This window comes from Micromonospora inaquosa, assembly GCF_003857055.1.
GTDB classification, from domain to species: Bacteria; Actinomycetota; Actinomycetes; order Mycobacteriales; family Micromonosporaceae; genus Micromonospora; species Micromonospora inaquosa.
Genome location: NZ_QGSZ01000384.1, coordinates 1 through 12755, shown reverse-complemented (window position 1 = coordinate 12755; position 12755 = coordinate 1). Strand labels below are relative to the sequence as shown.

Below are 12755 nucleotides of genomic sequence, written 5' to 3'. Positions count from 1 at the left end.
GGGGTAGGGGTAGGGGTTAGGCGGCGGAGAGGTGGACGCCGTCTCGGCCTTGGCGTTTTACCGCGTAGAGGGCCTGGTCGGCTCTTCTCAGGGTGCGTTCGGGGGTTTCGCCGGGGCGGGGTAGTGCGACACCCACGCTGATCGTGCGGCCGATCCGACGGGCCGCCTCGGTCAGCCGCTCGGCGATCCGGACCGCCTCCTCCGGGCGGCTCACCTCGATCACCGCGACGAACTCGTCGCCGCCGATCCGGTACAACTCGTCGCCGTGCCGCAGCGCTCCCTCCAGCGCCCGGGCCAACCCGACCAGCACCCGGTCGCCGGCCTGGTGGCCGTACGTGTCGTTGACGGTCTTGAAGCCGTCCACGTCGATCGCCAGCAGGGCCGTACGCCCGGGGGTGGCCGCCGCGATCCGCTGCCCGAACGGGCCGGTGTGCCGCAACCCGGTCAGCGGGTCGGAGCTGGCCTGCTCGCGCAGCCGGGCCAGGGTGCGCAGCCGGTCCAGGCTCGTCCAGGCCTGCCCGGCGAGCAGTTCCATCAGGCTGACCGTGGTCGGGTCCGGGCGCAGTGCCCGTTCGTCGGCGACCAGCAGCACCCCGCCGGCATCCGGCGGCCCGACCGGAACGGCGACCAGCGTGCGCACCCCCGCCCGGGTCAGCGGCCGATAATCCTCGGTCGGAGGGTGCCCCGCCTCGCCCAGCGTGTACCCCGCGCCGTACCGGTGTGCCCGGTCGACCATCCGGACCAGTGCGGCCGGACCCGATTCGGTCAGCTCGGCGCGGATCCGGGTCTCCAGGTCGCTCGGGGCCGCCGGGGGTGCGCCGAGCTGCCCCGCGATCAGCAGCACGGCGGTGGAGAGACCGGAGACCTCGCGCGCGGCGCAGGCCGCCACGCCCAGTACGTCCGCCTCGGTAGGTGCGGTGGAGAGGGCGGCAGCGTGCCGGAGCAGCTTCTCGCTGCGGCTCTCCGCCGGTGGGCCACCGAGGACGGCGATCCGCGCGCCCAGTTGGTCGGCAAGCTGTTGAGTGGTCTTCCGCCACGGATCCAGGTCGATCGGCTCACTCCACTGCAGGTCGAGGACGCCGATCGCACGGCCCGTCGGATCCAGCACCGGTACGCACAGCTCGGCGGTCACGTCCGGGCGTATCGGTAGGTAGTCCGGGTCGGCGGTGACGTCCGGGACGACGGCGGGAACGCCGGTGTCGTACACCCTGCCGACGATGCCGGTCTGCGCCGGCACGGTCGCGAAGACCTGCCAGGCCCCGGTCGCCGCGACGCAGCGCAGGCGGTCGTGGACCGCGAGCAGCACGGAGATGGTCGCCCGGGTGTGGCGGGACAGTGCGCTGACCGTCCACCGACAGGCCTCCGGCGTGCTCGACGCCATCGGCAGGCGGACGGTGACGTCACGGATGACTCGCTGATGATCCACTCGCACGTCGTTCCAGGTAGGGGAGGAGCCCGGCGTCGCCGAGCCGCGCGATCAAGCGTACTTCCGGCTGCGCGGAGTCGATCGAGGTCGTACACATGTTCTATCCACAGGCTGTGGACGCAGCCTGTGGGCTTCGGGCTGTGGGTCCCGGACGCGGGCAACGCGAACCGGTGACCGGCGATAGCGTGGAGGTCCCGGCGCGGAGGAGCGACCCATGATCATCGCCCAGCTCAGTGACCCGCACCTGACCACCGGCCTGCTCGCCGCCGCACCGGCCGCGGGGCTGCACCGTGCGCTCGGCCGGGTGCTCGCGTTGCGGCCCCGACCGGACTGCGTGGTGATCACCGGTGACCTGGTCGACCACGGGCGACCCGAGGAGTACGCGGCTCTGCGCGAGCTGATCGCCCGGTTCTCGCTGCCGGTGCACCTCGTTCCCGGCAACCACGACGACCGGGAGTCGCTGCTCGACGCCTTCGGGGGCACGCCGTGGCTCGGCGGCGGATTCTCCGCCTACTACCACGTTGACCACAAGGCGGCGACTGTCGTGGTGCTCGACTCGCTCGTCACCGGCAGCGACGGCGGCCAACTCGGCGAGGAGCAGCTCGGCTGGCTCGACGGGGTGCTGGCCGGACGACCCGAGGTGCCCGCCGTGGTCTGCCTGCACCATCCGCCGGCAGCTGTCGGTATCCCCGCGGCCGACTCCATCCGGCTCGGCGACGGTGACGCGCTCGCCGAGGTGATCGGCCGGCACCGGCACGTCGTCCGGGTGGCCGCCGGCCACCTGCACCGCCCGGTCACCACGGCGTACGCGGGCACGGTGCTCACCGTGGCACCCAGCACCTGGAGGCAGAGCACGCTGACCATGAGCGCCGATGAGCAGATCGGTTGGGTGGACGAGCCGACCGCCTTCCTGCTGCACCTGGTCGAGGCGGGTGGCTGCGTGACACACACCGTGCAGGTGAGCCACTCCGCCGGCCAGACGTGCGGCTTCTGACGGCACCCCTCATGGAAGTCTGGTACGTCGCGTACGGCTCGAACATGCACGCAGCCCGGCTGGCGTGGTACATCGGGGGCGGCTGCCCGCCCGGCGGAAAGCGGACGTACCCGGGCTGCCGGGACCGGCGCCCACCGAGCCGGTCGGTGCCAGTGTCGCTGCCCGGCGGCATCTACTTCGCTGGTGAGTCCGGTGCCTGGACCGGCGGAATGGCCTTCTACGACCCGCACCTGCCGGGCGAGGCCGCCGCACGCGCCTACCTGGTCACCCTGGAGCAGTTCACCGACATCGCGGCACAGGAGATGTACCGCCCAGTGGATGACACCACCGACCTCATCCCGGCGACCGGCGCGGCCATCGACGCCGCCGTCGCCAACGGTCGGGCGACGCTCGGCCCCGGACGGTACGAGACACTGGTCTGCCCCGGCAGCCGCAGCGGCGTCCCGATGCTCACCTTCACCGCACCCGAGGGGGCGGCCGGCGTGCGGTGTCGGTCACCCGCGCCGACCTACCTCGGCATGATCGCCCGTGGCCTGCGGGAGTCGCACGGCTGGCCGCCCGAGCGGATCGCGAGCTATCTGGCAGGCCGGCCCGGCGTGGCGGACGCCTGGTCGCCGGACGCCGTCACGGCGCTGGTCGACGAAGTGCTGGTTGACGAGGCGCTGGTCAGCGAGGCACCTCCCGACGGCTCACCGTCGACGTCAGGCCGGTCCCTCGGTTGACCCCTGCGTCGCGCGCCGGACCGGGCTGGCGGGCCGTGCGCCGGTGTGGTCGTCAGCTGAGCAGGAACTCGCGCAGCGCGGGGGCGAGCGTCGCAGGCGGCACCTCGTGGTAGCCCCCGTCGAGGCTGATGGACCGGCCGCCAGGGACCGCTTCGGCAGCGGCCCGGCTCCCATCCCGCAACCACTGGGGACTGCCGGTGCTGTCCACAGCGAGGGTCGGAGCGGTGATCGCAGTCAGCCGGTCAGCCGGCAGGCGCCCTCCCGCGGTCACGATGGCGTCGTACGGCAACGTGTGCGCGATGGCGGTCAGTGCGCCCCACACCGGTTGCGCCCGCATCCCGGCGATCGCCTCGGCCGGCAGCCCGACCGAGACGCTGAGGAAGGTCTCCACCGCGCCGTCGCGGTCGTCGGCGGCGATCAGCTCGATGAGCTGCGCGGTGATGTCCTTCCGGACGCCCACGTGCGAGCCCACCTGAAACGGCGGCTCGAACAGGACCAACCCGGTCACCGGCAGACCCTGCGCGGCGGCCAGGGCGGCCAGGACCGCCCCCGAGGAGACCCCGTAGACAGCGGCGGAACCACCTGCCGCCGCGATCACCGCGGCCAGATCATCGATCTCGCGACCGATCTCGTATGGCAGGGTGTCGCCGCTCTGGCCCCGGCCCCTGCGGTCGTAGCCGAAAACGGTGAAATCCGGTGCCAACGCCGCACCCAGTGCGCGGGTCGTGTTGCGGTCGTTGAACGCGCCGCCCACCAGGACCATCGCAGGACCGGTCCCGGCCCGTTCGAACGCGATGGGCGTGCCGTCCGCCGATCTCACCTGCTCGACCACCGGTGTCGTTCCGCTCACGATGCCGCCTCCGTCCGCGCTGACCGTCCCGTCCTTTCTAGACCCTCGATAAGACACTGTCTGGCAGACCCACCGAACGGCGGTCGATCCGAGGTAGGCGCGTACCCGCAGCTCTGATGTGCTGCCTGGGTCGACCGGGCGGCGTCCGGATGAGAGGCTGTCGGGGCGGGCGGCCAACCCCAACCGCCGCCAATCGCGACCCTTTCGACGGCGCGGGCCGGCGGCCCGGTCGACCCAGAGGCCGGGCACCGCACGCGCCGATTCTCACAAGGAGATCCATGTCGATAACCAGGATGCGGCGGGCCGCTGTCGGTCTGACCGTGCTTGCGGTGGCCGCGTTCGGCGCGTTCGCCACCAGCCCTGAGCGAGCCGACGCACGGCCGAAGCCGGTCGACGTCACCCTGCTGGCCCTCAACGACTTCCACGGCAACCTCGAACCACCGAGCGGTTCCAGCGGCACCATCGCCGGGCAGACCGCGGGCGGTGTCGAATACCTGGCGACGCACCTGGCCGAGCTGCGCGCCGCCGCCAAGAAGAAGAACACCATCACGGTCGCCGCCGGTGACCTGATCGGCGCGTCCCCGCTGCTCTCCGCCGCGTTCCACGACGAGCCGACCATCGAAGCGCTCACCATGGCCGGCCTGGACTACGCCAGCGTCGGCAACCACGAGTTCGACGAGGGCGCCGCCGAGCTGCTGCGGATCCAGAACGGCGGCTGCCACCCGGTCGACGGCTGCGCCGACGGCACCCCGTACCGGGGCGCCGGCTTCAAGTACCTCTCCGCGAACGCCTTCAAGACCGCGACCGGCAAGCCGCTGATGGCGCCGTACGCCATTCACAAGGTGCAGGGCGTCAAGGTCGGCTTCATCGGGATGACCCTGGAGGGCACCCCGCAGATCGTCAGCCAGCAGGGCGTCGCCGGCCTCAGCTTCGCCGACGAGGCGGACACCGCCAACCGGTACGCCCGCGAGCTGCGCCGCAAGGGCGTGGAGACGATCGTGGTGCTGCTGCACGAGGGCGGCACGCAGGCGGCGACCGGTGGCATCAACGACTGCGTCGGCATGACCGGCCCCATCGTGGACATCACCAACCGGATGGACCCGTCGATCGACGTGGTGGTCAGTGGGCACACCCACCAGGCGTACAACTGCGACATCAACGGCAAGCTGGTGACCAGCGCCAGCTCGTTCGGCCGCCTGGTCACTGACATCGATCTCAAGATCGACCGTCGGTCCGGCGACGTCATCTCCGCCGCCGCGAACAACGTGGTGGTCACCCGGGACGTCGCCAAGGACCCGAAGCAGACCGCGCTGATCGACCGGTACAAGACGGTGCTCGGCCCGGTCGCCGACCGCCAGGTCGGCGTGACCAGCCAGGCGATCACCAGGAGCCAGGAAACCCTCTTCGGTACGAGTCTCGGTGAATCGCCACTGGGCAACCTGATCGCCGACGCGCAGCTCGCCGCCACCGACGACGAGCAGAACGCGGTCGCCGCCTTCATGAACCCGGGCGGCGTCCGGGCCGACCTCGACGCCGGCCCGGTCACCTACGAGGAGGCGTTCACGGTGCAGCCGTTCGCCAACAACCTGGTGACCCTCGACCTGACCGGCGCGCAGCTCTACTGCGTCCTGGAACAGCAGTTCGTCACCGGCCGGACGCTGTACCCGTCGTCCACCGTGGGTTACGTGGTCGACCCGAACGGCACCACCGGCACGGTGGCCGACCCGTGCGCCGGCACCCGCGTGGTCCGGGGCAGCCTCACCCTCGGCGGCACCGCCGTCGACACCGCCGCCACCTACCGAGTGACGGTGAACAACTTCCTGGCCGGCGGCGGTGACGGGTTCAGCGCCCTCACCGGCGGAACGAACCTGGTCACCGGCCAGATCGACCTGGACGCGTTCGTGGACTACCTGACCGCCGAGTCGCCGGTCTCCGCGCCGACGCTGGACCGGATCCGCACCACTGCCGAGGTCCCCGCCGCCTGACGGTCGACCCCGCGCCACGTCGGGCCCCGGAGCATCAGCTCCGGGGCCCGACCCGCCGCCACGACATGCAGTCTCGGCGCTGTCACACGGCCTGCCACTGCGCCGGGCCGGGCGGCGTGGGGCCGGGGTCAGGCCGGAACCGGGGTGGCAGACGCCGGGGTGGTCGTCGCGCGCCCGTCCTGTTCGGCGCTGAGCAGTCGGCGTAGGGAGAGCGCTACCAACGAGGCGACCAGGCAGCCGCCGACCACTGTCGCCACCCAGACCTTGCCGTTGGCGGCACCGAGGAGCGGGCCGGCGGTCACCGGTCCGATCACCCCGCTGATCCCGAAGATCATTGAACTCACCGCGTTGTATCGGCCGCGCAGCTCGTCGGTGGCCAGCGCGTTCGTCAGCGCCGGCATCACCGGCGACAGCATCGTCTCGCCGAAGCCGAAGATCGCCGAGCAGGCCACCACACACAGTGCGGCAAAGACGGCGTTCTCGGCGCTGACCAGGCCGCCGGCACCGAGGACCAACCACGCGGCGGCGAACACCGCCCCGACCACGGCGAGTGCACCGGTGCGGCTACGCCCCTCGATCCGGCGGATCACCAGGAGTTGGGCGAGCACGATCATCACCGTGTTGGCCGCGAGCGCCCAGGCGACCACCTGGGGCGTCACCTCGACGACCCGCACCGCGTACGCGGCGAAGCCCACCTCGATCTGGGCGTACCCGCAGGTGGTGAGGATGAGACCGAAGATCACTAGTCGGCGGAACGGGCGGTCGCGGAGCACTGTCAGATAGCCACCGGAGGACGGTTCGTCGCCGGTCCCGGGGTGGACGAGTCGATGGCCGATGCCCGGCAGGGTCAGCAGGATCAGCGCCGGCATCAGGTAACTGACCGCGTCGAGTACGTAGATGATCTGGAACGTGCCCGGCCGGGCGGTGTCGACGATCGCGCCGGACGTCATGCCACCAACGCCGATACCGAGGTTGAGCAGGGCGAAGTTCAGCCCGAAGACGCGTTGCCGTTCGTCGTCGCCGGTCAACGAGGCGAGGATGGTGTTCTGCCCGGACCAGATCGCCGAGCTGCCGACGGCGATCACCGTCATCACCAGCAGGGCCGAACCTGTCGAGTTCACCAGCGCCAGCGAGCCGGTGCCGATCGCCTCGATCAGCAGGCAGGGCACCACCACCCGGCGGGCGCCGAATCGGTCGATGAGCGTCCCGCCCAACGGTGACAGTGCCAGGGTGACCGCGCCGTACCAGCCGATCACCAAACCCGCCCGGGTGTCGGTGAGTCCGCGTACGTCGGTGAAGTAGATGAACAGGAACGGCAGAGTCAGGCCGCGCCCGATCGCCGACAACAGCGTGCCGATCAGGAGTCGGCGAGCTTCGAAACGGCGGGGTAGGGCGCGACGCAGCATGTCCGGCATTCTGTTCGTCGGGTGCGACACCGCGCGAACCCTTTTGGACGCCACCCCGCTGGCCGCGGGCCGTCGGATGACCAATCCCACGATGATCCACCCGGCTTGACGGCGGTCCGGCGTTGTCCGCCGGGTCTGCGATGCTGACCCGATGACCGGCACCTGGCGACATCTGCCCGCTACCGCCCGCGCCATCGCGGTGACCGCCACGACGGCCGTCGCCGCTGCCCAGGCACGCGACGGCCAGGCGTACGACGAGGCGGTCGGCGGTCTCGCCGCCGACGAACGTTCCGGCCTGGTGCTCGGCGCGGTGGTCCGGTTGCTGCTGGAGGAGAGCCACCCGGACGGGTTGACCGGCGACGACATCCGCCAGGTGTTGACCCGCTGCGTGCAGGAGTCGACGCGGTGGCGTTCGGATGTCGACCCGCACGTGGTGCTCGTCCTGCTGGCCGGAGCGCTCGGGGTGTACGACCCCGACGGCGACGAGTCACCGCCGGACGCGGAGGCGGTGGCCCGGCACGCCCCGCTACTGGTGGCCGACCTCTTGGCGGCGACCAGCGTGCCGCTGGGCGACTACCTGACCGCCGCGTTCGCGGAGATCGAACGCACCGAACGGCAGGACTGACCGGCGCACGAGCGCCATTGGGAAGGCGCCGAACTCCCTGCGTACCCGGAAGGGGCCCGGTCGTTCGGACCGGGCCCCTTCCTCATGCTCACTCCTGGTTCCAGGCACCGCCGCCCACCCGGCCGGGCCGCCCAGGCGCGGGCCTGCCGCCAACGTCGCTCAGGGCCGGCCTACCTGGACCTTCGGTGACGCCGCCGCTGACGTCGCCGCGGGGCGTTGCGGTACGACCACCAGCCCGTAGTTGTAGTTGGCCATGAGCAGGTCCTTGAGGCCATCGTTGTTGATGTCGGCCACCGCGAGGCCACGCGGGGTGAAGGAGCTGGCGGGCGGCAACTGGGAGACCCGGAACTCGTTGCCCAGCCAGCCGTCCGGCCGCTGAAGAAGGACGCTCGCCGCGCTCCAACCGCCGTGAGTGACGGCGACGTCGTCCCGACCGTCGTTGTTGACGTCCGCGATCGCGACGGCGTCCGGCATCTCGTAGACCGGGTAGCGGATCCATCGTCCGAGCACACCGCCGCTGTCGTGGGTGAGCACCTGAACCTGGGCGTTCGGCGCGTTGCCGGACACGGTGACGACGACGTCCCTCCTGCCGTCGCCCGTCACGTCGCCGACGGCCATGGAAGCGACAGTCTGCAGGTATCCGGCGGGCGCCTGATACCCCACGGGGTCGGCGAACGACCGGGGCTCCGCCTGGGCGCTGATCTGGATCAGCTGCCCGAGCTGCACCACCAGGTCCGGCCGGCCGTCGCCGGTCATGTCGACCACGTCAAGGACAAAGCCGCGGTGCGGAGAGACGAGAACCGCGGGCGCGAAGCTACCGCTGTCGTCGCCGTACCGCACGAGAACGCCGTTGTCGCTCACCGCGACGATGTCCGTCCGGCCGTCACCATCGAGGTCGCGGAGCCTGAGGTCGATGAGGTCGTCGGCGAACGACAGGTGCTCGGCCGTCGAGAGCCCCGATCCGGTACGGCGGAACACGTCGACCCCGTCGCCCGTGGCGACGACCAGTTCGTCCGCGCCGTCACCATCCAGGTCGCCGATCACCGGATACATACTGCCGCCGGTGGAGGTCGACATCGCCACCTGCTGCTTCATCACGAGCTGGTTGTCCGCCTCCTGCACGAACAGGAAAGCGGAATGGTCGTTGGCGTCGTCGGAGTACTCGGTCGTCGTGATCACCACGTCGGAGAGGCCGTCGCCGGTCAGGTCACCGGCGGCGACCGCTTCCTCCCAGGAGCCGAGCTTCAGCCACGAGGGGCCGTTGAAGGCCACTGAGCCGTAGGGCTGGGTGACCACGGGCACGGCATCGCCGGACACGCTCGCACCGGCAGGTTGCCAGTCGGAGCCCTGGAACTGGGCGTAGACCGGGGTCGGAGTCCATCCAGTGCCGTTGACCATGGCGATCGCCGTGCCGTCGGTGCCGTTGACAGTGGCGAACGCGACCGCTCCGGCCGTGGACATGAACGCCACCTCGCCGCTGGGAATCCGGCCGTCGGCGTACCGCACGTTCGCGACGAGCAGGATCCGCTGTCCCTGCTCCACCGAACCCGGTGACACCGTGACCGTTGTCGTGGTGGCAGGTCCGGTGTAGACCCGTACGGCATCGGACGTGGCCGTGGCACCGCCCGTGGCGACCGCCCGGATCCAGTAGACGTAGCGGGTGGCGACCGTGAGGCCGGTGTCCACGTACTCGGTCGACGTCGTGGTGCCGACCACCGTCTCCACCGGGACCGCGTTACTCAGGCGGACGATCTCGTAGCGCGCGGTGCCGGCCACGGCCTTCCAGCGCAGGGTCATGCTCGTCTCCGCCGCGGTCGCCCGTACGTTGACGGGCTTCGGAAGCGAGGTCTGCACCGACACCTCGGACGAGTCGCCCGACGTCCGCTTGCCGGATCGGGACCGCACCACGTAGTAGTACGTGGTCTCGGCGGCGACGGTTTCGTCGACGTACGACGTCCCGGTGGCGGTTCCCAACATCGTGTACGGGCCACCCGACGCGGTCCCACGCCGCACTTCGTAGCCGCTGGCGCCTGCCACCGCCTGCCAGCTCACCTCGACCTGGGTCTCGGACACCAATTTCGCGTCGACCGAAGTCGGTGGTGGCAGGGCGGCCGCGAACGCCGGTGTGCTGGACGCCACCAACACGAGCAGGGCCGTCAGTAAGGCCAGCACGCCACGATTCAGTCTTCGCAGTTGCGACAACATACACATCTCCAGATCCCCCGAGGGCTTGTCACAGGCAGCCCTTGGCACAGCGTCGACGCCCGCGGGAACGTCACGGCCGGCCTCGCTCGACGTGACTGTCGGACTGACGGCGTACCCGGAAGTGGCCCGGTCGTTCGGACCGGGCCACTTCCTCGCCGTCAATCCAGGTTCCAGGTGTCCGTCTCGGGTGTCCCTTGCGCACCCTCGTCAGACACTTGTGCGCTGGCGAGGGTCCTGCCGGAGGCGTCGAGCGCCTGCACGACGAGGCCCGCAGTCGGTCGGGGCACTGTCAACACCGCCCCGGAGCCGCTGGCCGGAGCCCTCGCCACCTCCCGCCCGTCCAGGAGGGCGCGCACCGTCGTGGCGGCAGACGGCGTCACCACGAGCAGGAACTGCTGACCCTCGCCACCGACCGCGTCACCGTCGATCGGCACGGCCAGCACGCTTGCGGGATCGGTCGGATCCGTCGTGACGGTGAAGGAGGTGCCGGTGCTGATCACGCCGTCGGACCTTGGTTGATCGGGCTCGATCGTCACCTCGCCGACCCAACTGCCATCGACTGCGGGAGCAGCCAGGACCGTCACCTGACCGTCCGCCACCGACGGCCCGTCGGCGCTCGGCGATCCGCCGGTCGGGACGCCAGTAACGTGCCCGCCCCACACCACGCTCGGAAGTGCGGTCAGTCGGTAGCCCGCCGACTGGGCCCACTGATAGACCAGCTCTCGGGCACGCTGCGCCTTGACATTCCCCCGTACACGGGACATCGCGGTCGCGAGCTGGGCGTCGGTGATCGGCTTGGGTGCCAGCGAGCCCGGCCCGGGAGTTATCTTGCGCGTCACCTTGCCGCAGTCGACCCGCCACCACTCGGGTCGCTGGGTCTGCGGCGTGCGGATCAGGTAGGACCCGGTCGGCTCCGAGGCCCACTGGAACGCGTTGCCGTTGAGCACCGGTGACGCGAGGAAGGCGCAGCCGGCGGGTGCGATCGCCACGTGTATCGCCTTCCCCGGACCGGACGGGTCGTCCACGGCAAGGCTCTCGTAGGGCTCCAAGCCCTCGCTCGTGCCTCGAACAGAGCCGGTGCTGGCGAGCTTCTCGGCGCTGGCGCCTTTCTCGGCGACGAGCCACAGTGCGGCGCTGGGCCAGCCGGTGGCCGGATCAGGCCGGTCGCGGACGAAGGCGGCGAGCGCGATCCGTTGGTCGTTGACGTCGTCGACGAAGAGGACCTTCACCGCGTTCACCGGCACCGTCAGGTTGGGAAAGTCTCCCCGGCGCTGGGCGTCCAACAGGACATCGGAAAGCTGGCGGACATAGCCGGTGTCCCGGGCGACGGCGCCGCGTGGCGGTGACTGAAGCAGTTTGTCCGACCAGGCCAGTACGGGTGCGATGGACTCGTTCGAGTTCGCTGGTGGTGGCTGCGTCCGGGCCGGGCCGGCCATGGCGAAGGCTGTGCCACCCACGGAGACCACGAGGGCCAGGGCCAGCCCGCCGAGGCGTCGCTGCCGCGTCCGTCGATATCGCGCCCTGACCCGACCGTACGGATCCGGCTGCGGGGTCAGCGTGCTGCTCAGTTCGGCCAGGGCCCGGCCCAGCTCCTCGTCGACCCTCATGGCGTTGCCCCCGTCATCCTCGTCGTCCCGGTCGGTGCTGGATGAGCTGCCACTGAAGCCGATGTCGGCAACGGTGCCGACGGCGACGCGTCCGGTGCCAGTGCCAGACGTAGTCGAGCCAGACCCCTCGACGCGCGGCTCTTGACTGACCCGACTGAGCAGTTCAGGGTGGCTGCGACCTCCGCCTCCGGCAGATCGACCACGTACCGCAGCACGACCACGGCCCGGGTGCGGGGCGTCAGCGCCCTCATCGCCGCGTAGAGGGCGTGCCGCTCCGCCACCACATCTGTCATGTCCCGGGTGGGCCGGTCCGGCAGAATCGCCGTCACCAACTCGTGCACCCGGTGACGGCGCCAACTGCTGATGTGCTGATTGATCATGATGCGCCGCAGGTAGGCCATCGGATCTTCGACCCGCCTCCACCGACGCATCACCTTCACCAGCGCCGTCTGCACCAGATCCTCTGCATCCTGCGCCGAGCCGGTGAGGTGGTACGCCACGCGCAAGAGATCCATGTAGCGCGTGTCGACGAACTCTCGGAAATGCTCGTCGTCAGCTGCCATAAGCCCCCGCCTCGATTGGTTACCTGTCACGACTCCGTCGAGGGTCAAAAGGTTGAAGGGGGCGGCGAGCGGGTTCAACGTGCCCCGGACGAGCGCTGACGGCCGGCCCGCCAACACCCGGGCGTCCTACGACACGGTGGCGGAGAGCTACGCCGACCGGCAAGGCGCGGCGGTCATGGAATCGCATCTTCGCGCCGGCTGCTGAGGTGGTCACTCAGTTGGTCACCCAGGAAGCACCAGAGGGCACATCCATGGATCGGATGTGCCCTCTTACCTCTGGTCGGGGTGGCCGGATTCGAACCGACGACCTCTTCGTCCCGAACGAAGCGCGCTACCAAGCTGCGCCACACCCCGAGGCGTGCCGACAAATAG

The 12755-nt window shown here is 70.6% G+C and carries 10 protein-coding genes and 1 tRNA gene; 4 read left to right on the top strand and 7 right to left on the bottom strand.

Annotated elements, in window-relative coordinates; all coding sequences use genetic code 11:
* Nucleotides 1-16: 16 nt before the first annotated feature.
* The gene (locus DLJ59_RS34455; RefSeq protein WP_124778287.1) at nucleotides 17-1426 is read right to left on the bottom strand and encodes a sensor domain-containing diguanylate cyclase; all 1410 of its coding nucleotides are present in this window, start codon (nucleotides 1424-1426) and stop codon (nucleotides 17-19) included.
* Between the two features lie 214 nt (nucleotides 1427-1640).
* On the opposite strand from DLJ59_RS34455, the gene DLJ59_RS34450 reads away from it, so the two are divergent.
* Both DLJ59_RS34450 and DLJ59_RS34445 read left to right on the top strand, forming a co-directional pair.
* Nucleotides 1641-2420 (top strand): phosphodiesterase, encoded by a 780-nt coding sequence (locus tag DLJ59_RS34450; RefSeq protein WP_124778286.1) that lies wholly within the window; start codon nucleotides 1641-1643, stop codon nucleotides 2418-2420.
* 11 nt (nucleotides 2421-2431) lie between these two features.
* Nucleotides 2432-3142: a histone deacetylase gene (locus tag DLJ59_RS34445; protein WP_244236382.1), complete on the top strand. Its 711-nt coding sequence runs from the start codon at nucleotides 2432-2434 to the stop codon at nucleotides 3140-3142.
* A gap of 52 nt (nucleotides 3143-3194) precedes the next feature.
* On the opposite strand, the gene DLJ59_RS34440 is transcribed toward DLJ59_RS34445, so the two are convergent.
* Nucleotides 3195-3992, bottom strand: a complete 798-nt coding sequence (locus DLJ59_RS34440; RefSeq protein ID WP_244236381.1) for an alpha/beta fold hydrolase — start codon at nucleotides 3990-3992, stop codon at nucleotides 3195-3197.
* Nucleotides 3993-4270: 278 nt separating this feature from the next.
* Between DLJ59_RS34440 and DLJ59_RS34435 the strand changes: the two genes are divergently transcribed.
* The gene (locus tag DLJ59_RS34435) at nucleotides 4271-5977 is read left to right on the top strand and encodes a bifunctional metallophosphatase/5'-nucleotidase (RefSeq protein ID WP_124778285.1); all 1707 of its coding nucleotides are present in this window, start codon (nucleotides 4271-4273) and stop codon (nucleotides 5975-5977) included.
* 128 nt (nucleotides 5978-6105) lie between these two features.
* Here the strand turns inward: DLJ59_RS34435 and DLJ59_RS34430 are convergent, their stop codons facing one another.
* Nucleotides 6106-7383 (bottom strand): MFS transporter, encoded by a 1278-nt coding sequence (locus tag DLJ59_RS34430; RefSeq protein WP_124778284.1) that lies wholly within the window; start codon nucleotides 7381-7383, stop codon nucleotides 6106-6108.
* Nucleotides 7384-7534: 151 nt separating this feature from the next.
* On the opposite strand from DLJ59_RS34430, the gene DLJ59_RS34425 reads away from it, so the two are divergent.
* Nucleotides 7535-8008, top strand: a complete 474-nt coding sequence (locus tag DLJ59_RS34425) for a hypothetical protein (RefSeq protein WP_124778283.1) — start codon at nucleotides 7535-7537, stop codon at nucleotides 8006-8008.
* Between the two features lie 159 nt (nucleotides 8009-8167).
* Here DLJ59_RS34425 and DLJ59_RS34420 read toward each other — a convergent pair whose 3' ends face one another.
* The 4 genes from DLJ59_RS34420 to DLJ59_RS34405 all read right to left on the bottom strand — a co-directional run bounded on the left by DLJ59_RS34420 (nucleotide 8168) and on the right by DLJ59_RS34405 (nucleotide 12737).
* Nucleotides 8168-10180, bottom strand: coding sequence for an FG-GAP-like repeat-containing protein (locus tag DLJ59_RS34420; protein WP_158630946.1), 2013 nt, complete (start codon nucleotides 10178-10180; stop codon nucleotides 8168-8170).
* Nucleotides 10181-10371: 191 nt separating this feature from the next.
* Nucleotides 10372-11820: a hypothetical protein gene (locus DLJ59_RS34415; RefSeq protein ID WP_124778281.1), complete on the bottom strand. Its 1449-nt coding sequence runs from the start codon at nucleotides 11818-11820 to the stop codon at nucleotides 10372-10374.
* A complete protein-coding gene (locus tag DLJ59_RS34410) occupies nucleotides 11817-12500 on the bottom strand; it encodes a SigE family RNA polymerase sigma factor (RefSeq protein WP_341869671.1) in 684 nt (227 codons plus the stop codon). Before DLJ59_RS34410 ends, DLJ59_RS34415 begins: the two co-directional genes overlap by 4 nt.
* A 160-nt stretch (nucleotides 12501-12660) precedes the next feature.
* Nucleotides 12661-12737, bottom strand: a tRNA-Pro gene (locus tag DLJ59_RS34405).
* Between the last annotated feature and the right edge of the window lie 18 nt (nucleotides 12738-12755).